The organism is Streptomyces sp. NPDC005566 (assembly GCF_040605575.1).
Taxonomy (GTDB): domain Bacteria; phylum Actinomycetota; class Actinomycetes; order Streptomycetales; family Streptomycetaceae; genus Streptomyces.
Map to the genome: position 1 here is coordinate 66905 of NZ_JBEXDB010000019.1, position 18707 is coordinate 85611.

Genomic DNA, 18707 nt, shown 5'->3' on the forward strand with positions numbered 1-18707 from the left:
AATGCTGATCCCCCGTAGGGTCAAGCACCGCAAGCAGCACCACCCGAAGCGCAGCGGTATGTCCAAGGGTGGCACGCAGGTTGCGTTCGGCGAGTACGGCATCCAGGCGCTGACCCCGGCGTACGTGACGAACCGCCAGATCGAGGCAGCTCGTATCGCGATGACCCGCCACATCAAGCGTGGCGGCAAGGTCTGGATCAACATCTACCCGGACCGCCCCCTGACGAAGAAGCCTGCCGAGACCCGCATGGGTTCCGGTAAGGGTTCTCCCGAGTGGTGGATCGCGAACGTCAAGCCCGGTCGGGTGATGTTCGAGCTGTCCTACCCGAACGAGAAGATTGCTCGTGAGGCGCTCACCCGCGCTGCTCACAAGCTTCCGATGAAGTGCCGGATCGTTCGGCGCGAGGCAGGTGAGTCGTGATGTCGGCCGGTACCAAGGCGTCCGAGCTGCGCGAGCTGGGCGGCGAGGAGCTCCTCAACAAGCTCCGCGAGGCCAAGGAAGAGCTGTTCAACCTCCGCTTCCAGGCGGCGACGGGGCAGCTCGAGAACCACGGTCGGCTCAAGTCCGTCCGTAAGGACATCGCCCGGATCTACACCCTGATGCGCGAGCGCGAGCTGGGCATCGAGACGGTGGAGAGCGTCTGATGAGCGAGAAGACTGTGACTGAGACCAACACTGACCGCGGTTTCCGCAAGACCCGTGAGGGTCTGGTCGTCAGCGACAAGATGGACAAGACCGTCGTCGTCGCTGTCGAGGACCGCGTCAAGCACGCGCTGTACGGCAAGGTCATCCGCCGTACGAACAAGCTCAAGGCCCACGACGAGCAGAACGCTGCAGGCGTCGGCGACCGCGTCATCATCATGGAGACGCGTCCGCTGTCCGCTTCGAAGCGCTGGCGCATCGTCGAGATCCTCGAGAAGGCCAAGTAATTCCTGAAGGGCATCCCCCTCAGGCAAGTTCCGCCAGGCTCGGCGGGGGCTCCTTCACCGGAGCCCCCGCCGGGAACCGGCAGACGATCAGGAGATAGACGTGATCCAGCAGGAGTCGCGACTGCGCGTCGCCGACAACACGGGTGCGAAGGAAATTCTCACCATCCGTGTTCTCGGTGGCTCGGGTCGCCGCTACGCGGGCATCGGTGACGTCATCGTCGCCACCGTCAAGGACGCGATCCCCGGTGGCAACGTGAAGAAGGGTGACGTCGTCAAGGCCGTCATCGTTCGCACCGTCAAGGAGCGTCGTCGTCAGGATGGCTCGTACATCCGCTTCGACGAGAACGCCGCTGTCATTCTCAAGAACGACGGCGACCCCCGCGGCACCCGTATCTTCGGCCCGGTGGGCCGTGAGCTGCGCGAGAAGAAGTTCATGAAGATCATCTCGCTCGCGCCGGAGGTGCTGTAAGCATGAAGATCAAGAAGGGCGACCTGGTTCAGGTCATCACCGGTAAGGACAAGGGCAAGCAGGGCAAGGTCATCGTTGCCTTCCCCGCTCAGGACCGCGTCCTCGTCGAGGGTGTCAACCGGGTCAAGAAGCACACCAAGGCCGGTCAGACGGCTCGCGGCTCGCAGACGGGTGGCATTGTCACCACCGAGGCCCCGATTCACGTCAGCAACGTTCAGCTGGTCGTGGAGAAGGACGGCAACAAGGTCGTCACCCGCGTCGGCTACCGCTTTGACGACGAGGGCAAGAAGATCCGCGTTGCCAAGCGGACCGGTGAGGACATCTGATGACGACCACCACTGCGCCGCGTCTCAAGACGCGCTACCGCGAGGAAATCGCCGGCAAGCTGCGTGAGGAGTTCTCGTACGAGAACGTCATGCAGGTCCCCGGTCTGGTCAAGATCGTGGTCAACATGGGTGTGGGCGACGCCGCCCGCGACTCCAAGCTGATCGACGGTGCCGTCAAGGACCTCACCACGATCACCGGTCAGAAGCCGGCCGTCACCAAGGCCCGCAAGTCGATCGCGCAGTTCAAGCTGCGCGAGGGGCAGCCGATCGGCTGCCACGTCACCCTCCGTGGTGACCGCATGTGGGAGTTCCTGGACCGTACGCTGTCGCTCGCGCTTCCGCGTATCCGTGACTTCCGTGGCCTGTCGCCGAAGCAGTTCGACGGCCGTGGCAACTACACCTTCGGTCTCACGGAGCAGGTCATGTTCCACGAGATCGACCAGGACAAGATCGACCGGGTCCGGGGCATGGACATCACCGTGGTCACCACGGCGACCAACGACGACGAGGGTCGTGCCCTGCTTCGTCACCTCGGCTTCCCGTTCAAGGAGAACTGACCGTGGCGAAGAAGGCTCTGATCGCTAAGGCCGCCCGTAAGCCGAAGTTCGGCGTTCGCGGGTACACCCGCTGCCAGCGCTGCGGCCGGCCCCACTCCGTCTACCGCAAGTTCGGCCTGTGCCGCGTGTGCCTTCGTGAGATGGCTCACCGTGGCGAGCTGCCGGGCGTGACCAAGAGCTCCTGGTAATTCTCCTTCGCCCCTAGGGGCTTGGGAGGACCAGAAAGCTCTCGGTAAGTATCTGGTCGGCAGGAGCCCCGCTCTTCATGCCGTAGGCTTGAAGGGTTGGGCGCCTGCCGCCCTGACCGACTTACTACGCCGTAGGTCCCCGCACCGCACCCGTCCCGCCACTGAGTGGGGAGAGGGATGGCGCATACAGGAAACCCCGGCGAGAGAGGCCGAAGGCCAACTCATGACCATGACTGATCCCATCGCAGACATGCTCACGCGTCTGCGTAACGCGAACTCGGCGTATCACGACGATGTCGCAATGCCGCACAGCAAGATCAAGTCGCACATCGCGGAGATCCTCCAGCAGGAGGGCTTCATCACCGGCTGGAAGGTCGAGGACGCCGAGGTCGGTAAGAGCCTCGTCCTCGAGCTGAAGTTCGGGCCGAACCGCGAGCGTTCGATTGCCGGCATCAAGCGCATTTCGAAGCCGGGTCTGCGTGTATACGCAAAGTCCACCAATCTGCCGAAGGTTCTCGGCGGCCTGGGCGTGGCGATCATCTCCACGTCCCACGGTCTCCTGACCGGCCAGCAGGCCAGCAAGAAGGGCGTAGGTGGGGAAGTCCTCGCCTACGTCTGGTAGTCGGGAACGGAGGAATAGCTCATGTCGCGAATCGGCAAGCTCCCCATCCAGGTTCCCGCCGGTGTGGACGTCACCATCGATGGCCGCACGGTCGCAGTGAAGGGCCCCAAGGGCACCCTCTCGCACACCGTTGCCGCGCCGATCGAGGTCACCAAGGGTGAGGACGGCGTGCTCAACGTCGTCCGCCCTAACGACGAGCGTCAGAACAAGGCCCTTCACGGCCTGTCCCGCACGCTGGTGGCGAACATGATCACCGGCGTGACCGCGGGATACAGCAAGGCGCTCGAGATCAGCGGTGTCGGTTACCGAGTCCAGGCGAAGGGCTCCAACCTGGAGTTCGCCCTGGGCTACAGCCACCCGATCCTCATCGAGGCTCCGGATGGCATCACCTTCAAGGTCGAGTCGCCCACGAAGTTCAGTGTCGAGGGCATCGACAAGCAGAAGGTCGGCGAGGTCTCCGCGAAGATCCGCAAGCTGCGGAAGCCCGACCCGTACAAGGCCAAGGGCGTCAAGTACGCCGGCGAGGTTATCCGCCGCAAGGTCGGAAAGGCGGGTAAGTAAGCCATGGCATACGGTGTAAAGATCGCCAAGGGTGACGCCTACAAGCGTGCCGCCCTCAAGCGCCGCCACATCCGCGTCCGCAAGCACATCTCCGGTTCGCCGGAGCGGCCGCGCCTGGTTGTGACGCGTTCCAACCGCCACATGGTGGCTCAGGTCATCGACGACGTCGCGGGTCACACGCTCGCGTCGGCATCGACCCTGGACGCTTCCATCCGTGGTGGCGAGGGTGACAAGAGCACCCTGGCCAAGCAGGTCGGGGCCCTGGTCGCCGAGCGCGCCAAGGCCGCAGGCGTCGAGGCCGTCGTGTTTGACCGCGGTGGTAACCAGTACGCCGGGCGGATTGCCGCTCTGGCTGACGCCGCCCGTGAAGCCGGGCTGAAGTTCTAAGCCCCGGTTCCTACGCACAGCGGACGTAACAGAGAGAGGTAATTCCAATGGCTGGACCCCAGCGCCGCGGAAGCGGTGCCGGTGGCGGCGAGCGGCGGGACCGGAAGGGCCGTGACGGTGGCGCCAGCGCCGCCGAGAAGACCGCGTACGTCGAGCGCGTCGTCGCGATCAACCGCGTCGCCAAGGTTGTGAAGGGTGGTCGTCGCTTCAGCTTCACCGCGCTTGTCGTGGTAGGCGATGGTGACGGCACCGTCGGTGTCGGATACGGCAAGGCCAAGGAAGTTCCCGCGGCCATCGCCAAGGGCGTTGAAGAGGCCAAGAAGAGCTTCTTCAAGGTTCCGCGTATCCAGGGCACCATCCCTCACCCGATCCAGGGCGAGAAGGCGGCGGGCGTTGTCCTGCTCAAGCCTGCTTCCCCCGGTACCGGTGTGATCGCGGGTGGCCCGGTGCGCGCCGTTCTGGAGTGCGCCGGCGTTCACGACATCCTGTCGAAGTCGCTCGGTTCTTCGAACCCGATCAACATCGTGCACGCGACCGTGGCGGCCCTCCAGGGCCTGCAGCGTCCCGAGGAGATCGCGGCTCGCCGTGGTCTGCCCCTCGAGGACGTCGCCCCCGCGGCTCTGCTTCGTGCACGTGCGGGAGCGGGTGCGTAATGGCTCGCCTCAAGATCACGCAGACGAAGTCGTACATCGGCAGCAAGCAGAACCACCGCGACACCCTGCGTTCGCTCGGGCTCAAGCGCCTGCACGACGTAGTTGTCAAGGAGGACCGCCCCGAGTTCCGCGGAATGGTTCACACCGTCCGCCACCTCGTGACGGTTGAGGAGGTTGACTGATATGGCGGAGAACAGCCCGCTGAAGGCCCACAACCTCCGGCCTGCCCCGGGCGCCAAGACCGCCAAGACCCGTGTGGGTCGTGGCGAGGCGTCCAAGGGTAAGACCGCAGGCCGTGGTACCAAGGGTACGAAGGCTCGTTACCAGGTTCCGGAGCGCTTCGAGGGTGGCCAGATGCCCCTCCACATGCGTCTCCCGAAGCTCAAGGGCTTCAAGAACCCGTTCCGCACGGAGTACCAGGTCGTGAACCTGGACAAGCTCGCGACGCTCTACCCCGAGGGTGGAGAGGTCACGGTGGCCGATCTGGTCGCCAAGGGCGCTGTGCGCAACAACCACCTCGTCAAGGTCCTCGGACAGGGCGAGATCTCCGTGGCACTGCAGGTTTCGGTTGACGCCGTTTCCGGCTCCGCCAAGGAGAAGATTGCCGCCGCCGGCGGCACCGTCACCGAACCCGTCTGAGACAACACGGACAATTCGGTGGTCTGAACATCCGACCGGGGATGCCTCTCATATGGGGCATCCCCGGTTGGTCGTTCCTAGGGGGGCATGTCCGCCGGTAAGGTGGCGTCCACTGTTGCTGTGGTAAGCCCTGGGCAAGCGCCCGGGGACCATTGACTGTTACCTAATCGTCGATCCTCAAGACCGTCACCTCTACGCATTGCGCGGGGGTCGCAGGAGGCACCGTGCTCACCGCGTTCGCCCGGGCGTTCAAGACGCCCGACCTGCGCAAGAAGCTGCTCTTCACGCTCGGCATCATCGTGCTCTACCGTCTCGGGGCGCACATTCCCGTCCCGGGGGTGAGCTATGAGAACGTCCAGATTTGTGTTGACCAGGCAAGTAAGGGCAATAACAGCCTCTTCGGCCTGGTGAACATGTTCAGCGGTGGTGCACTGCTGCAGATCACGATCTTCGCGCTCGGCATCATGCCGTACATCACGGCCAGCATCATTCTTCAGCTGCTGACCGTCGTCATCCCCCGGCTGGAAGCCCTCAAGAAGGAGGGGTCGTCGGGCCAGGCAAAGATCACGCAGTACACGCGTTATCTGACCGTGGCGCTGGCCATCCTCCAGGGCACCGGTCTGGTGGCAACGGCCCGCAGCGGCACGTTGTTCAGCGGCTGCCCCGTCGCCGACCAGATCGTCCCCAACCAGTCGATCTTCACGACCGTCGTCATGGTCATCACCATGACCGCGGGAACCGCCGCCGTCATGTGGCTCGGTGAGATCATCACCGACCGCGGCATCGGCAACGGCATGTCGATCCTGATGTTCATCTCGATCGCCGCCAGCTTCCCCGGCGCCCTGTGGGCCATCAAGCAGAGCGGCAAGCTCGCCGACGGCTGGATCGAGTTCATCACCGTCATCCTCATCGGCTTCGTGATGGTCGGCCTCGTCGTCTTCGTCGAGCAGGCCCAGCGCAGGGTTCCGGTGCAGTACGCGAAGCGGATGATCGGCCGACGGTCGTACGGCGGTACGTCCACCTACATCCCGTTGAAGGTGAACCAGGCGGGTGTGATTCCCGTCATCTTCGCTTCTTCGCTGCTCTACATCCCGGCGCTGATCGTCCAGTTCTCCAACTCCACCTCGGGCTGGGCGACCTGGATCCAGGACCACTTCGTCAAGGGTGACCACCCGTACTACATCGCGACGTACTTCCTGTTGATCGTGTTCTTCGCCTTCTTCTATGTGGCGATCTCGTTCAACCCCGAGGAAGTCGCCGACAACATGAAGAAGTATGGTGGCTTCATCCCGGGTATCCGGGCTGGTCGCCCGACCGCCGAGTACCTGAGCTACGTGCTCAACAGGATCACTTGGCCGGGCTCGCTGTATCTGGGTCTGATCGCACTCGTGCCGACGATGGCGTTGGCGGGCTTCGGCGGTGCCAACCAGAACTTCCCGTTCGGCGGGACAAGCATCCTGATCATCGTGGGTGTGGGTCTGGAAACCGTGAAGCAGATCGAGAGTCAGCTCCAGCAGCGCAATTACGAAGGGTTCCTCCGCTGATGCGAATCGTCCTCGTCGGGCCGCCCGGTGCCGGCAAGGGAACGCAGGCTGCGTACCTTGCCAAGAACCTGTCGATTCCGCACATCTCCACGGGCGACCTCTTCCGCGCCAACATCAGCCAGGGCACCGACCTTGGCAAGCAGGCCCGCGCCTTCATGGACGCGGGACAGCTGGTGCCGGACGAAGTCACCATCGGAATGGCCAAGGACCGCATGTCCCAGCCGGACGCCGTGAACGGCTTCCTGCTCGACGGCTTCCCCCGCAACGTGGGGCAGGCCGAGGCGCTTGACGAGATGCTCAGGAATGAGAGCGTCAAGCTGGACGCGGTGCTCGACCTGGAGGTCCCCGAGGACGAGGTGGTCAAGCGCATCGCCGGCCGCCGCATCTGCCGGAACGAGAGCGCTCACGTCTTTCACGTGACGTACAACCCGCCGAAGACCGACGGAGTCTGCGACGAGTGCGGCGGCGAGCTGTACCAGCGCGACGACGACACCGAAGAGACGGTGCGTACCCGGCTCGAGGTCTACCACACGCAGACCGAGCCGATCATCGACTACTACCGGGCCCAGGGCCTGGTCGTGACGATCTCCGCGCTCGGGAAGGTCACCGATGTGACCGAGCGGGCCATGGAGGCTCTCAAGAGCTCCGACGAGGGCTGACGCCCCCGCGTTTCACCAGTGCAGCCGGCCGCGGCGCCTCAGGGCGTCGCGGCCTGTTGTTTGCGCCGTATCGTGGAGTACGGCCCCGACCGTCCCATCGAACGCAGAGAGGCGCCGAGCAATGGTGCAGATCAAGACCCCCGAGCAGATCGCGAAGATGCGCGAGGCGGGCCTGGTGGTCGCTGCCATTCACGCCGCGACGCGCGAGGCGGCCGTTCCCGGAGCCACCACGAAGGACCTGGACGAGGTCGCACGCAAGGTGATCGCCGATCACGGTGCGAAGTCGAACTTCCTGGGCTACGGCGGATTCCCCGCGACGATCTGCACCTCGGTCAACGAGGTCGTCGTCCACGGCATCCCGGACGAGAAGACCGTGCTCAAGGACGGCGACATCATCTCGATCGACGCCGGCGCCATCATCGACGGCTGGCACGGGGACGCGGCGTACACGGCCTTCGTGGGCACCGGTCACGCTCCGGAGCTCGTCGAGCTCTCCCGGGTGACCGAGGAGTCCATGTGGGCCGGGATCGCCGCGATGAAGGTGAACAACCGGCTCGTGGACATCTCGAAGGCCATCGAGTCCTACATCCGCCGCCAGCCCCGGCCGGCGACGGGCAAGTACGGGATCATCGAGGACTACGGCGGCCACGGCATCGGCACCGAGATGCACATGGACCCGCACCTGCTGAACTACGTCTCCCGCAAGCGCGGCAAGGGCATCAAGCTGGTTCCGGGCGTCTGCCTGGCGATCGAGCCGATGGTCTCGCTGGGTACGGCGCAGACGAAGGTCCTCGCCGACGAGTGGACGGTCCTCACGACGGACGGGAGCCGGTCCTCCCACTGGGAGCACTCGATCGCTCTCACGGAGCAGGGGCCGCTGGTCCTGACGGCACCGGACTGCGGGCGGGCGAGGCTGGCGCAGTACGGCGTCGAGGTGGCGCCGGACCCCCTGGGCTGAGCCCACTCACGACGTGTCCCGGCGCCGGGTCCGCAAGGACTGCGTCGGGCATACGTGTCTAAGGATCAGTCCCAGTGGGCAAACTTGACGGATTCGTCTTTTGGAGTCCGCTGACGTAGACTGACTCGTCGGCTCTCGTGCATCCGTGTGTCCGCATACGGCGGCCGGAGTCGATCAAGGTAGCCGATTCGAAAGGCGAAGCGTGGCCAAGAAGCAAGGTGCCATCGAAATTGAGGGCACCGTGATCGAGTCCCTCCCGAACGCGATGTTCCGGGTGGAGCTCCAGAACGGTCACAAGGTCCTCGCGCACATCAGCGGCAAGATGCGGATGCACTACATCCGTATCCTCCCGGATGACCGGGTCGTGGTGGAGCTGTCTCCGTACGACCTGACGCGTGGCCGGATCGTCTACCGGTACAAGTAGATCTTGCCGCCACCGCTGCTACGGCGCGGTGAGGGCACTGACCCGGAGAACCTGACATCCCATGAAGGTCAAGCCGAGCGTCAAGAAGATCTGCGACAAGTGCAAGGTGATCCGCCGTCACGGCCGGGTCATGGTCATCTGCGACAACCTGCGCCACAAGCAGCGCCAGGGCTGACGCACGACCACCTGCATCTCGCAGCTCTTCGCGCGACGCACGTAAACGTACATACGCAGTGCCCGTCCAAGCTTCGGCTGACGACACCTCCGGCGGGGGCCGGGGACCCGGACGTACCACCTCTTCCAGCACGGATCAGGTCGGCGTTCGGGAGTGGTACTGCGGAAGACCCCCGAAATAACAACTGGAGCCATTGAATGGCACGCGTTTCAGGTGTTGACATCCCGCGCGAAAAGCGCGTGGAGGTTGCCCTCACCTACGTCTTCGGTATCGGGCGCACCCGGTCCAAGGAGATCCTCGCCACCACCGGCGTGAACCCCAACGCCCGCGTTCGTGACCTGGCCGAAGAGGACCTGGTCAAGATCCGCGAGTACGTGGACGCCAACCTCCGCACCGAGGGTGACCTTCGCCGCGAGATCCAGGGCGACATCCGCCGCAAGATCGAGATCGGCTGCTACCAGGGCATCCGGCACCGTCGCGGTCTGCCGGTCCACGGTCAGCGCACCAGCACCAACGCGCGTACCCGCAAGGGCCCGCGTCGCGCGATCGCCGGTAAGAAGAAGCCGGGCAAGAAGTAGTCCTCAGCGGACGCACTGCGGGTGTCCGGGCCACCGGACCTTCGCAGCAACCAGCGGTCTTCGCTGTAGGACCGATCACCTCCCCTCTCCATCTGGAGTCAAGACATGCCCCCCAAGGGTCGTCAGGGCGCAGCCAAGAAGGTGCGTCGCAAGGAAAAGAAGAACGTCGCTCACGGGCACGCGCACATCAAGAGCACGTTCAACAACACCATCGTCTCGATCACGGACCCCTCGGGCAACGTGATCTCCTGGGCCTCCGCCGGCCACGTCGGCTTCAAGGGCTCGCGCAAGTCCACCCCCTTCGCCGCGCAGATGGCCGCAGAGTCGGCCGCCCGCCGCGCGCAGGAGCACGGCATGCGCAAGGTTGACGTCTTCGTGAAGGGTCCGGGCTCCGGCCGCGAGACCGCGATCCGCTCCCTGCAGGCCACGGGCCTCGAGGTCGGTTCGATCCAGGACGTCACCCCGACGCCGCACAACGGCTGCCGTCCGCCGAAGCGTCGTCGCGTCTGATGTTCGACGGCCGGTGACGGCCGTCGGTCAGTAGTGCGGGTCCGGGCGGTATGCCTCTTCGGGGGTGTGCCGCCCGTACCCTTGTTACATCTGTCGGGCATCAAATAGTGGGTGCCCACGACTGAAGGATTCCTTCATGCTTATCGCTCAGCGTCCGTCGCTGACCGAAGAGGTCGTCGACGAGTTCCGCTCCCGGTTCGTGATCGAGCCGCTGGAGCCGGGCTTCGGTTACACCCTCGGCAACTCCCTGCGTCGTACCCTCCTCTCCTCGATCCCCGGTGCCGCTGTCACCAGCATCCGGATCGACGGTGTCCTGCACGAGTTCACCACCGTGCCGGGCGTCAAGGAGGACGTCACCGACCTCATCCTCAACATCAAGCAGCTGGTCGTCTCCTCGGAGCACGACGAGCCGGTCGTGATGTACCTGCGCAAGCAGGGTCCCGGCCTGGTCACCGCTGCTGACATCGCCCCGCCGGCCGGTGTCGAGGTCCACAACCCGGACCTCGTCCTGGCCACGCTGAACGGCAAGGGCAAGCTGGAGATGGAGCTGACCGTCGAGCGCGGTCGCGGCTACGTCTCCGCCGTCCAGAACAAGCAGGCGGGCCAGGAGATCGGCCGGATTCCGGTCGACTCCATCTACTCGCCGGTGCTCAAGGTCACGTACAAGGTCGAGGCGACCCGTGTCGAGCAGCGCACCGACTTCGACAAGCTGATCGTCGACGTCGAGACCAAGCAGGCCATGCGTCCCCGTGACGCCATGGCGTCGGCCGGTAAGACCCTGGTCGAGCTGTTCGGTCTGGCGCGCGAGCTCAACATCGACGCCGAGGGCATCGACATGGGCCCGTCCCCGACGGACGCCGCGCTCGCCGCCGATCTGGCGCTGCCGATCGAGGAGCTCGAGCTCACGGTCCGTTCGTACAACTGCCTCAAGCGCGAGGGCATCCACTCCGTGGGTGAGCTCGTGGCCCGCTCCGAGGCCGACCTGCTCGACATCCGCAACTTCGGTGCGAAGTCGATCGACGAGGTCAAGGCGAAGCTGGCCGGCATGGGCCTCGCGCTCAAGGACTCGCCTCCCGGCTTCGACCCGACCGCCGCCGCCGACGCCTTCGGCGCCGACGACGACGCGGACGCCGGTTTCGTGGAGACCGAGCAGTACTGATCGCCTCCGGCGGGGGTGCCCGGGTTTCCTGGGTGCCCCGCGCCGGGCTGAGGGCTCTGTCCTCGATTGCCGGACGGGCTTGATTTTGGGCTGATGCCCGATACGAGCCTCGGCGAACAAGAACTTCCGCGGGGCAGCCGCCTCGCGGGAACTGACACCGGTACCTGATACGGCCGGTGCAGCACACAAGGAGAAAAACCATGCCTCAGCCCGCCAAGGGTGCCCGTCTGGGCGGCAGCGCTGCGCACGAGAAGCTTCTTCTCATCAACCTTGCGAAGTCGCTGTTCGAGCACGGCCGCATCACCACGACCGAGGCCAAGGCCCGCCGCCTGCGTCCGGTCGCCGAGCGTTTCATCACCAAGGCGAAGAAGGGCGACATCCACAACCGTCGCCTGGTGCTGCAGTCGATCACGGACAAGGGCATCGTGCACACGCTCTTCACCGAGATCGCCCCGCGGTACGAGAACCGCCCCGGTGGTTACACCCGCATCACGAAGATCGGCAACCGTCGTGGCGACAACGCCCCGATGGCTGTCATCGAGCTCGTCGAGGCCCTGACCGTGGCGCAGGCCGCCACCGGTGAGGCCGAGGCTGCGACGAAGCGTGCGGTCAAGGAAGACGCCCTCAAGAAGGACGAGGCTCCGGCCGAGACCGTCGAGGACGCCAAGCCGGCCGACGCCGCTGCTGAGGAGTCCAAGGACGCCTGAGCGTCCTGAGACCCCGGTACGGGTCCGCATCACCCTTCGGGGCGGTGCGGGCCCGTTCTGTTTTGAGAGGATGCGCTGGTGAGTGATGAGGCAGAGCCCGGCTTCGTACGGGTACGGCTGGACCTTTCGTACGACGGGAAGGACTTTTCCGGCTGGGCGAAGCAGACCAGCAGGCGCACGGTGCAGGGCGAGATCGAGGACGCGCTGCGGACCGTGACACGGTCCTCGGTGACGTACGACCTGACGGTCGCCGGGCGCACCGACGCGGGGGTGCACGCGCGCGGACAGGTGGCGCACGTGGATCTGCCGGCCGAGGTGTGGGCCGAGCACGAGGAGAAGCTGCTGCGCCGGATGGCCGGGCGGCTGCCGCTGGACGTCCGGATCTGGCGGGCGGCCGAGGCGCCCGCCGGGTTCAACGCGCGCTTCTCCGCGCTGTGGCGGCGCTACGTCTACCGGGTTGCGGACCGGCCGGGCGGAGTGGACCCGCTGACCAGGGGTCATGTGCTGTGGCACGACCGGCCGTTGGACATCGACGCGATGAACGAGGCGGCCGCCCTGATGGTCGGTGAGCACGACTTCGCGGCGTACTGCAAGAAGCGTGAGGGCGCGACGACCATCCGGACGCTGCAGAAGCTGTCCTGGGTACGGGGCGCGGAGTCCGGGGTCCTGGGCGCGACGGTGCAGGCCGACGCCTTCTGCCACAACATGGTGCGGGCGCTGATCGGCGCGGCGCTGTTCGTGGGGGACGGGCGCCGTCCGGCCGCGTGGCCGGCCGAGGTGCTGGCGGCGAAGGTGCGCGATCCGGCGGTGCACGTCGTGCGGCCGCACGGTCTGACGCTGGAGGAAGTGGCCTACCCGGCGGACGCGTTGCTTGCGGCCAGGGCCGAAGAGGCTCGGAACGTCAGGACGTTGCCGGGGGCGGGCTGCTGCTGATCCGGCGGTGGCGCAGGGCCCGTACCAGCTTGGCCGCGAAGTACGCGGCGACGAAGCTGGACATGGTCGAGCGGAACCAGCCGATGTCCGGGGTCCACCAGGCGTAGACGGCCGCCGCGGTGAACAGCAGCAGGCCCAGGACGCGCAGGACCCACCACAGGGGCGGGTGGGGCTCGGCCGGGGCCGGGGTTTCGGGGTGGACACCGTCCTTCGTGGACATCGTGTCCCGCATGCCCGCCAGGAAGCCGCGCCGGGCCAGGACGCGGGCGCCCGGGAGGCCGGCGAGGATCTCCTGCTCGCCGCCGTAGCCCGCGGGCAGGGGCGGGAGGCCCAGGGCCGCGACGAGGCCCCCCTGGTGGCGGGCCGGATCGCCGGTGGCGCGCAGGAGGTGGATCAGCGGGCGGGGGTCGGACAGCCCGTAGACCCGGGCCAGTGCCGCGGCCGTCTCGGCCACCTCGGCGTGGTCGGCGGCCGGGGCCGCCGTCTCCCAGGAGTGGGACGCCACCTTCTTGCCCCGGTGCAGGAGCGTGAAGCTGCTGCGCTCAGGGGTGCGGTGGAGGACCAGGGCGGGCCAGTCCTCGCCGGTCGTGAAGTTGTCGGCCGCGGAGGTGAGGGGGTCCTCGGGGAGCAGGGCCGCGCGCTTGCCGCGTACGGGGTCCGGGACGATCTCGACGTACGTGTGGCCGCTGCCCGCCGGGGCGGTGCGGAGGCTGTGGCCGCAGATCAGTGCGGCCTGGGCGACCTCGGTGGGCCCGGTGGCCGCGATGGCGAGCGACCGGGGTGCCAGTTCCCGCTCCCAGTCAAGGATTTCGGAGGCCGGGGGCTTCGGCGGGGAGCGGAAGAAGGGGACCTTCATCGCCAGCTCGACCCGGGTGTCGGAGCGCGCCTCCAGGAACTCGGCTCGTGCGTCGCCGAAGTAGGTCCAGGGGTAGGTGGTGGCGTGCACCCCGATGGAGCGGAAGACGGTGAGGGCTTCCTCGAAGCGGTTCATCGACCACAGGACCATGGCCAGGTGGTTGCGGAAGCCGGCCGCTTCCCGGTCCCCCGGGGCGTAGCTGTCCGACAGAGCCTGCGCGCGGGTCACCGCTGCCTCGGCGCGGGGGGTGAACGGGTCGGGTTCGTGCACCTCGTCGTCGGAGATGAGGTACTCCACGACCGCCTGGAGAGGCAGGGCGTGGAGCTTGGAGCCGGGCGGTGCCTGTTCTGCCGACCGCTCGGCGAAGTCGAACATCTCCTCGTGCGAGCCGTACCACTTGTCGCAGAGGTACTGGAGCGCCTGGACATGGCAGCCCTCGTGGTGCGGGTCGCAGTCCGCCGCTTCGGCGAGGTAGGAGTCGAAGACCTCGCGCGGGGCCTGGATGCCGCGGGCCTGGGTGAGGGCGATGCGCCACGGGACGGGGTCGCCGGGATTGAGCTCGGCGGCCTCGGAGATGACCGGGACCGCGTCCCGCAGGACGGCGTGGAACGCCTGGAACTGGTCGTGCTCGATGTGCTTGGCGCGAGCGCCGGTCCGTATCTGCCAGGCCTGGTAGACATACTGGTCCGCCTTGACCAGTACGGCGTCGGGATCCTGCGGCGAGTCCTCGAGCCAGCTGTCCAGCCAGCCGGGGTGGTGCAGCGAGGCCCGCGCCAGCCGGGAGACACAGGCGTCCCTGCGTTCCCACTGGGCGTGCTCGCGGGTGGCGGCGAGCAGTTCGGCGGCCGGGCCGTGGTCACCGGCCGCGGCGGCGGCCAGCGCGTCCCGCAGCGAGGGGTCCGGTGCGTCGAGCACGACGGCCTCGTCCGGCGGCAGGTCGGCGCCTATCGCATCGCTGTGGCGCAGGACGCGCGGGATGGTGAACAGGGCGGTCAGACGCACGGCGGCGGGTCCTCGAGGGAGGGGGAGGGACGGGACTGGTGCGTGAGGGAGCGGTGACGCGGTGTCAGGAGGTGGGGAGCCCAGCCGCTGCCGATGCCTGGACCTCGCCGCGGTGGCGGATCTGACGGAACGTGAACTCGGTCAGGTCGTCGCCCACCGCGTACACGTCCTTGGACGCCGTCGTGACGTTCTTGCCGCTGGTGAAGCCGCCGACGGTGAAGTAGGCGTAGCGCCCGTAGGAGTTGGCGGTGCGGCGGCAGACGGAGCCGCCGCGGCAGAACGTGGGGACGCCCGCGCCGCTCAGGGAGGCGATGCCGCCGGACGCCTGCTGGGCCGCCTTCCTCGCCTCGGCCTCGGTGCCGAACACCGCGAGGCCGACGGTGACCGCGACGCCGTCGTTGCTGTAGGTGGCGCGGAGGACCTGGTCGCAGCCGTTCGACGTGAGGATCGAGCCGAGAGCGCCCTGGGTGGTCGCGGCGCAGCTCTTCGTGTTGTTCGTCGCGCCCTTGGCGTGGACACGGTCACCCGCCGTGACCTTCTTGCCGGGGAAGAAGGCGTCGACGGTGATCGGTGCCTTGTCCTTCCGGGCGTCGGATATGTAGTCCTTCGGGTCCGGCGGAGGCGGCGGTGCGACCGAGGAGAAGGAGGGCTGCGGCTCCGAGGTGTCCGAGGGCAGGTCGGCGGGGGCGGGCAGATCGCTCGCGTTCTTGTCCGCCCGGGGGCTGCCGGTGTCGTTCGCCGAGACGACGGCCGTGGCCACGATCGCCGCGACGGCGGCGGTCGCCAGTGCGCCGCCCCCGATCAGCAGCCATTTCCTGCGGCGGCTGCGTGCCGCGGACTCATCGGCCAGTGCCGCCCAGTCCGGAGTCCTGCTGTCTCCCGGCCCCCAGGAGGGCCCCCCTTGCCCAAAGCTCATGCCGCGAATCCTAGAGCCTGCGTAATCCGGTTGGGCCAGGGGTTCGCCGCCCGTGACAATGCTGTGCATGGGACATCTTGAAGCGGGCCACCTGGAGTACTACCTACCGGACGGGCGGGTGCTGCTCGGCGATGCCTCGTTCCGGGTGGCCGACGGGGCGGTCGTCGCCCTCGTCGGAGCGAACGGGGCGGGTAAGACAACGCTCCTGAGGCTGCTCGCCGGGGAGATCCAGCCGCACGGCGGCTCGGTGTCGGTGAGCGGCGGGCTGGGCGTGATGAGCCAGTTCGTGGGCTCCGTACGGGACGAGCGGACCGTGCGTGACCTGCTGGTGTCCGTTGCGCAGCCGCGTATCAGGGAAGCGGCGGGGGCCGTCGACGCGGCGGAGGAGCGGATCCTCACCGTGGACGACGAGGCCGCGCAGATGGCGTACGCGCAGGCGCTCAGCGACTGGGCGGAGGTGCGGGGGTACGAGGCCGAGACCCTCTGGGACATCTGCACCATGGCCGCGCTCGGGATCCCGTACGAGAAGGCGCAGTGGCGCGAGGTGCGCACGCTCAGCGGGGGCGAGCAGAAGCGGCTCGTCCTGGAGGCGCTGCTCAGGGGCCCCGACGAGGTGCTGCTCCTGGACGAGCCGGACAACTATCTGGACGTCCCCGGCAAGCGGTGGCTGGAGGAGAGGCTCAAGGAGACCCGTAAGACGGTGCTCTTCGTCTCCCACGACCGGGAGCTGCTGTCACGGGCCGCCGAGAAGATCGTCAGCGTGGAGCCCGGCCCGGCCGGCTCGGACGTCTGGGTGCACGGCGCCGGGTTCGCCACGTACCACCAGGCGCGCAAGGAGCGTTTCGCGCGCTTCGAGGAGCTCCTGCGGCGCTGGGAGGAGGAGCACGCCCGGCTGAAGGCGCTCGTCCTGCGGATGCGGCAGCAGGCGGCGAACAGCCCCGACATGGCGAACCGCTACCACGCGATGCAGACCCGCTTCAAGAAGTTCGAGGAGGCGGGCCCGCCCCCGGAGCCGCCGCGCGAGCAGGACATCAAGATGCGGCTGCGCGGCGGACGGACCGGGGTGCGGGCCGTGACCTGCAAGAACCTGGAGCTGACCGGCCTGATGAAGCCGTTCGACCTGGAGATCTACTACGGGGAGCGGGTCGCCGTCCTCGGCTCCAACGGGTCGGGGAAGTCGCACTTCCTGCGGCTGCTGGCGGGGGACACGGTGGCCCACACCGGGGAGTGGAAGCTCGGGGCGCGCGTCGTGCCGGGGCACTTCGCGCAGACGCACGCCCATCCGGAGCTGCTGGGCAAGACGCTCGTCGAGATCCTCTGGTCGGAGCACGCCAAGGACCGGGGCGGGGCCATGTCCGTACTGCGGCGGTACGAGATGGAGCGGCAGGGGGACCAGGCCTTCGAGAGGCTGTCCGGCGGGCAGCAGGCGCGGTTCCAGATCCTGCTGCTGGAGCTGGCCGGCACCACCGCGCTCCTGCTGGACGAGCCCACGGACAACCTGGACCTGGAGTCCGCGGAGGCCCTGCAGGACGGGCTGGAGATGTACGACGGGACGGTGATGGCCGTCACGCACGACCGCTGGTTCGCGAGGTCCTTCGACCGGTACCTGGTCTTCGGCTCGGACGGGGTCGTACGGGAGTCCACGGAGCCCGTCTGGGACGAGCGAAGGGTCGAGAGGAAGCGGTAGGGGGCGGCGCGTTTTGACCCGTCCGGGGCGGGACGGGTAGTGTCGGGCGTTGTTATACGTATTGGCTTCGTCGTTCTCATGCGAAGGGCCCTTACGTAGGTTCTCTGGAGCAGTTACCAGTGGCTCGCATACGGGCATCGTCCCCGGCATTGTGAGCCCCAGCTGCATATCGCTTCAGGGGTGCCATGTGTCGTCTGGACCTCATCCACTGAAGAAGCGAAGGCTACGAAGTGCGTACGTACAGCCCCAAGCCCGGCGATGTCACTCGCCAGTGGCACATCATTGACGCCGAGGACATCGTCCTGGGCCGTCTGGCCACCACGGCCGCGAACCTCCTCCGAGGCAAGCACAAGGCGATCTACGCCCCCCACATGGACATGGGCGACTTCGTCATCATCATCAACGCCGAGAAGATCCACCTCTCCGGCAACAAGAAGACCCAGAAGATGGCGTACCGCCACTCCGGCTTCCCGGGTGGTCTGCGCTCCGTCCGTTACGACGAGCTCATGGCCAAGAACCCCGAGAAGGCCGTCGAGAAGGCCATCAAGGGCATGATCCCGAAGAACACCCTGGGTCGCCAGATGATCTCGAAGCTCAAGGTCTACGCGGGCGACCAGCACCCGCACGCTGCGCAGCAGCCGGTCCCGTACGAGATCACCCAGGTCGCGCAGTAGTTCCGGCCTCCCCCCTAAGACGTAAAGAAAGATCTGAGGAGAATCGTGGCCGAGACCACTGCAGAGACGCCCGTCGAGGGCACCACCGAGGGCGAAGAGGTTTTCGCCGAGGTGACCACCTTCGAGTCGGAGGTCCCCGTCGAGGGTGAGTACACCTCCGAGTCGCTCGCGGGCCGCTTCGGCGACCCGCAGCCCGCGGCCGGCCTGGGCCGTCGCAAGAACGCCATCGCCCGCGTCCGGATCGTTCCGGGCACCGGCAAGTGGAAGATCAACGGTCGCACCCTTGAGGACTACTTCCCCAACAAGGTGCACCAGCAGGAAGTCAACGAGCCCTTCAAGGTGCTCGAGCTCGACGGCCGCTACGACGTCATCGCCCGCATCTCGGGTGGCGGCGTCTCCGGTCAGGCCGGCGCCCTGCGCCTCGGCGTGGCCCGCTCGCTGAACGAGGCGGACGTGGACAACAACCGCGCCACGCTGAAGAAGGCCGGCTTCCTCTGCCGTGACGACCGTGCGGTCGAGCGCAAGAAGGCCGGTCTCAAGAAGGCCCGCAAGGCCCCGCAGTACAGCAAGCGCTAAATCGCCTGCTCGTCTGCT

28 protein-coding genes are annotated in these 18707 nt (G+C 67.0%); 26 read left to right on the forward strand and 2 right to left on the reverse strand.

What is annotated here, in order from left to right; genetic code table 11:
• Position 1: 1 nt before the first annotated feature.
• From rplP to truA, 23 genes are all read left to right on the forward strand, one after another.
• Entirely contained in the window at positions 2–421 is a 420-nt protein-coding gene (rplP, locus tag ABZS61_RS27535) for a 50S ribosomal protein L16 (protein WP_014047785.1), read from the forward strand.
• Positions 421–645 (forward strand): 50S ribosomal protein L29, encoded by a 225-nt coding sequence (gene rpmC / locus ABZS61_RS27540; RefSeq protein ID WP_033297602.1) that lies wholly within the window; start codon positions 421–423, stop codon positions 643–645. Before rplP ends, rpmC begins: the two co-directional genes overlap by 1 nt.
• Entirely contained in the window at positions 645–929 is a 285-nt protein-coding gene (gene rpsQ / locus ABZS61_RS27545) for a 30S ribosomal protein S17 (RefSeq protein WP_073718385.1), read from the forward strand. The genes rpmC and rpsQ overlap by 1 nt, the downstream gene beginning before the upstream one ends.
• A gap of 100 nt (positions 930–1029) precedes the next feature.
• The gene (rplN, locus tag ABZS61_RS27550; protein ID WP_003966950.1) at positions 1030–1398 is read left to right on the forward strand and encodes a 50S ribosomal protein L14; all 369 of its coding nucleotides are present in this window, start codon (positions 1030–1032) and stop codon (positions 1396–1398) included.
• Between the two features lie 2 nt (positions 1399–1400).
• Positions 1401–1724: a 50S ribosomal protein L24 gene (gene rplX / locus ABZS61_RS27555; RefSeq protein WP_014047788.1), complete on the forward strand. Its 324-nt coding sequence runs from the start codon at positions 1401–1403 to the stop codon at positions 1722–1724.
• Complete coding sequence (gene rplE / locus ABZS61_RS27560; protein ID WP_073718383.1) at positions 1724–2281, forward strand: 50S ribosomal protein L5; 558 nt, start codon at positions 1724–1726, stop codon at positions 2279–2281. Before rplX ends, rplE begins: the two co-directional genes overlap by 1 nt.
• Before the next feature lie 2 nt (positions 2282–2283).
• A complete protein-coding gene (locus tag ABZS61_RS27565) occupies positions 2284–2469 on the forward strand; it encodes a type Z 30S ribosomal protein S14 (RefSeq protein ID WP_003948630.1) in 186 nt (61 codons plus the stop codon).
• Positions 2470–2692: 223 nt separating this feature from the next.
• Positions 2693–3091, forward strand: coding sequence for a 30S ribosomal protein S8 (gene rpsH / locus ABZS61_RS27570; protein ID WP_014154584.1), 399 nt, complete (start codon positions 2693–2695; stop codon positions 3089–3091).
• A gap of 21 nt (positions 3092–3112) precedes the next feature.
• Complete coding sequence (rplF, locus tag ABZS61_RS27575) at positions 3113–3652, forward strand: 50S ribosomal protein L6 (protein WP_056796584.1); 540 nt, start codon at positions 3113–3115, stop codon at positions 3650–3652.
• A gap of 3 nt (positions 3653–3655) precedes the next feature.
• Complete coding sequence (rplR, locus tag ABZS61_RS27580; protein WP_328905327.1) at positions 3656–4039, forward strand: 50S ribosomal protein L18; 384 nt, start codon at positions 3656–3658, stop codon at positions 4037–4039.
• 47 nt (positions 4040–4086) lie between these two features.
• Positions 4087–4692, forward strand: a complete 606-nt coding sequence (rpsE, locus tag ABZS61_RS27585; RefSeq protein ID WP_056796577.1) for a 30S ribosomal protein S5 — start codon at positions 4087–4089, stop codon at positions 4690–4692.
• Complete coding sequence (rpmD, locus tag ABZS61_RS27590; RefSeq protein WP_018550611.1) at positions 4692–4874, forward strand: 50S ribosomal protein L30; 183 nt, start codon at positions 4692–4694, stop codon at positions 4872–4874. Before rpsE ends, rpmD begins: the two co-directional genes overlap by 1 nt.
• Before the next feature lies 1 nt (position 4875).
• Positions 4876–5331, forward strand: a complete 456-nt coding sequence (rplO, locus tag ABZS61_RS27595) for a 50S ribosomal protein L15 (protein ID WP_356426731.1) — start codon at positions 4876–4878, stop codon at positions 5329–5331.
• A 224-nt stretch (positions 5332–5555) separates the two neighbouring features.
• Positions 5556–6875 (forward strand): preprotein translocase subunit SecY, encoded by a 1320-nt coding sequence (secY, locus tag ABZS61_RS27600; RefSeq protein WP_356426734.1) that lies wholly within the window; start codon positions 5556–5558, stop codon positions 6873–6875.
• Positions 6875–7534 (forward strand): adenylate kinase, encoded by a 660-nt coding sequence (locus tag ABZS61_RS27605; protein ID WP_356426737.1) that lies wholly within the window; start codon positions 6875–6877, stop codon positions 7532–7534. Before secY ends, ABZS61_RS27605 begins: the two co-directional genes overlap by 1 nt.
• A gap of 121 nt (positions 7535–7655) precedes the next feature.
• Complete coding sequence (map, locus tag ABZS61_RS27610) at positions 7656–8492, forward strand: type I methionyl aminopeptidase (protein WP_351170199.1); 837 nt, start codon at positions 7656–7658, stop codon at positions 8490–8492.
• 202 nt (positions 8493–8694) lie between these two features.
• Positions 8695–8916, forward strand: coding sequence for a translation initiation factor IF-1 (gene infA / locus ABZS61_RS27615; protein ID WP_014047798.1), 222 nt, complete (start codon positions 8695–8697; stop codon positions 8914–8916).
• A gap of 61 nt (positions 8917–8977) precedes the next feature.
• A complete protein-coding gene (rpmJ, locus tag ABZS61_RS27620) occupies positions 8978–9091 on the forward strand; it encodes a 50S ribosomal protein L36 (RefSeq protein WP_003956441.1) in 114 nt (37 codons plus the stop codon).
• 197 nt (positions 9092–9288) lie between these two features.
• Complete coding sequence (rpsM, locus tag ABZS61_RS27625; RefSeq protein ID WP_307125430.1) at positions 9289–9669, forward strand: 30S ribosomal protein S13; 381 nt, start codon at positions 9289–9291, stop codon at positions 9667–9669.
• Positions 9670–9774: 105 nt separating this feature from the next.
• A complete protein-coding gene (rpsK, locus tag ABZS61_RS27630; protein WP_003956432.1) occupies positions 9775–10179 on the forward strand; it encodes a 30S ribosomal protein S11 in 405 nt (134 codons plus the stop codon).
• Between the two features lie 136 nt (positions 10180–10315).
• Entirely contained in the window at positions 10316–11338 is a 1023-nt protein-coding gene (locus ABZS61_RS27635; protein WP_024755423.1) for a DNA-directed RNA polymerase subunit alpha, read from the forward strand.
• Positions 11339–11538: 200 nt separating this feature from the next.
• Positions 11539–12045 carry a 50S ribosomal protein L17 gene (gene rplQ, locus ABZS61_RS27640; protein ID WP_056796563.1) on the forward strand — a complete coding sequence of 169 codons (507 nt, stop codon included), beginning with the start codon at positions 11539–11541 and terminating at the stop codon, positions 12043–12045.
• A 78-nt stretch (positions 12046–12123) separates the two neighbouring features.
• Positions 12124–12978 carry a tRNA pseudouridine(38-40) synthase TruA gene (gene truA, locus ABZS61_RS27645; RefSeq protein WP_356426743.1) on the forward strand — a complete coding sequence of 285 codons (855 nt, stop codon included), beginning with the start codon at positions 12124–12126 and terminating at the stop codon, positions 12976–12978.
• Here truA and ABZS61_RS27650 read toward each other — a convergent pair.
• Both ABZS61_RS27650 and ABZS61_RS27655 read right to left on the reverse strand, forming a co-directional pair.
• Entirely contained in the window at positions 12947–14836 is a 1890-nt protein-coding gene (locus ABZS61_RS27650) for a hypothetical protein (protein ID WP_356426746.1), read from the reverse strand. The genes truA and ABZS61_RS27650 overlap by 32 nt on opposite strands.
• A gap of 64 nt (positions 14837–14900) precedes the next feature.
• Positions 14901–15752, reverse strand: a complete 852-nt coding sequence (locus tag ABZS61_RS27655; RefSeq protein WP_356426749.1) for a hypothetical protein — start codon at positions 15750–15752, stop codon at positions 14901–14903.
• A gap of 67 nt (positions 15753–15819) precedes the next feature.
• Here ABZS61_RS27655 and ABZS61_RS27660 point away from each other — a divergent pair, with 67 nt between their 5' ends.
• The 3 genes from ABZS61_RS27660 to rpsI all read left to right on the forward strand — a co-directional run bounded on the left by ABZS61_RS27660 (position 15820) and on the right by rpsI (position 18689).
• Positions 15820–17439 carry an ATP-binding cassette domain-containing protein gene (locus ABZS61_RS27660; RefSeq protein WP_356426752.1) on the forward strand — a complete coding sequence of 540 codons (1620 nt, stop codon included), beginning with the start codon at positions 15820–15822 and terminating at the stop codon, positions 17437–17439.
• 230 nt (positions 17440–17669) lie between these two features.
• Positions 17670–18113, forward strand: coding sequence for a 50S ribosomal protein L13 (gene rplM, locus ABZS61_RS27665; protein ID WP_356426755.1), 444 nt, complete (start codon positions 17670–17672; stop codon positions 18111–18113).
• A 45-nt stretch (positions 18114–18158) separates the two neighbouring features.
• A complete protein-coding gene (gene rpsI, locus ABZS61_RS27670) occupies positions 18159–18689 on the forward strand; it encodes a 30S ribosomal protein S9 (RefSeq protein ID WP_356426758.1) in 531 nt (176 codons plus the stop codon).
• Positions 18690–18707 lie beyond the last annotated feature (18 nt).

Excerpts from the sequence above, each read along its gene's own strand:
- rpmJ (WP_003956441.1), top strand. The coding sequence starts at position 8,978 with ATGAAGGTCAAGCCGAGCGTCAAGAAGATCTGCGACAAGTGCAAGGTG.
- rpsK (WP_003956432.1), top strand. The coding sequence starts at position 9,775 with ATGCCCCCCAAGGGTCGTCAGGGCGCAGCCAAGAAGGTGCGTCGCAAG.
- ABZS61_RS27605 (WP_356426737.1), top strand. The coding sequence starts at position 6,875 with ATGCGAATCGTCCTCGTCGGGCCGCCCGGTGCCGGCAAGGGAACGCAG.
- rpmD (WP_018550611.1), top strand. The coding sequence starts at position 4,692 with ATGGCTCGCCTCAAGATCACGCAGACGAAGTCGTACATCGGCAGCAAG.
- ABZS61_RS27655 (WP_356426749.1), bottom strand. The coding sequence starts at position 15,752 with ATGAGCTTTGGGCAAGGGGGGCCCTCCTGGGGGCCGGGAGACAGCAGG.
- rpsH (WP_014154584.1), top strand. The coding sequence starts at position 2,693 with ATGACCATGACTGATCCCATCGCAGACATGCTCACGCGTCTGCGTAAC.
- rpsM (WP_307125430.1), top strand. The coding sequence starts at position 9,289 with ATGGCACGCGTTTCAGGTGTTGACATCCCGCGCGAAAAGCGCGTGGAG.
- ABZS61_RS27660 (WP_356426752.1), top strand. The coding sequence starts at position 15,820 with ATGGGACATCTTGAAGCGGGCCACCTGGAGTACTACCTACCGGACGGG.
- rplF (WP_056796584.1), top strand. The coding sequence starts at position 3,113 with ATGTCGCGAATCGGCAAGCTCCCCATCCAGGTTCCCGCCGGTGTGGAC.
- map (WP_351170199.1), top strand. The coding sequence starts at position 7,656 with ATGGTGCAGATCAAGACCCCCGAGCAGATCGCGAAGATGCGCGAGGCG.
- rpsE (WP_056796577.1), top strand. The coding sequence starts at position 4,087 with ATGGCTGGACCCCAGCGCCGCGGAAGCGGTGCCGGTGGCGGCGAGCGG.
- rpsQ (WP_073718385.1), top strand. The coding sequence starts at position 645 with ATGAGCGAGAAGACTGTGACTGAGACCAACACTGACCGCGGTTTCCGC.
- rplR (WP_328905327.1), top strand. The coding sequence starts at position 3,656 with ATGGCATACGGTGTAAAGATCGCCAAGGGTGACGCCTACAAGCGTGCC.
- rplE (WP_073718383.1), top strand. The coding sequence starts at position 1,724 with ATGACGACCACCACTGCGCCGCGTCTCAAGACGCGCTACCGCGAGGAA.
- rplX (WP_014047788.1), top strand. The coding sequence starts at position 1,401 with ATGAAGATCAAGAAGGGCGACCTGGTTCAGGTCATCACCGGTAAGGAC.
- rplQ (WP_056796563.1), top strand. The coding sequence starts at position 11,539 with ATGCCTCAGCCCGCCAAGGGTGCCCGTCTGGGCGGCAGCGCTGCGCAC.
- rpmC (WP_033297602.1), top strand. The coding sequence starts at position 421 with ATGTCGGCCGGTACCAAGGCGTCCGAGCTGCGCGAGCTGGGCGGCGAG.
- ABZS61_RS27635 (WP_024755423.1), top strand. The coding sequence starts at position 10,316 with ATGCTTATCGCTCAGCGTCCGTCGCTGACCGAAGAGGTCGTCGACGAG.
- rplP (WP_014047785.1), top strand. The coding sequence starts at position 2 with ATGCTGATCCCCCGTAGGGTCAAGCACCGCAAGCAGCACCACCCGAAG.
- rplO (WP_356426731.1), top strand. The coding sequence starts at position 4,876 with ATGGCGGAGAACAGCCCGCTGAAGGCCCACAACCTCCGGCCTGCCCCG.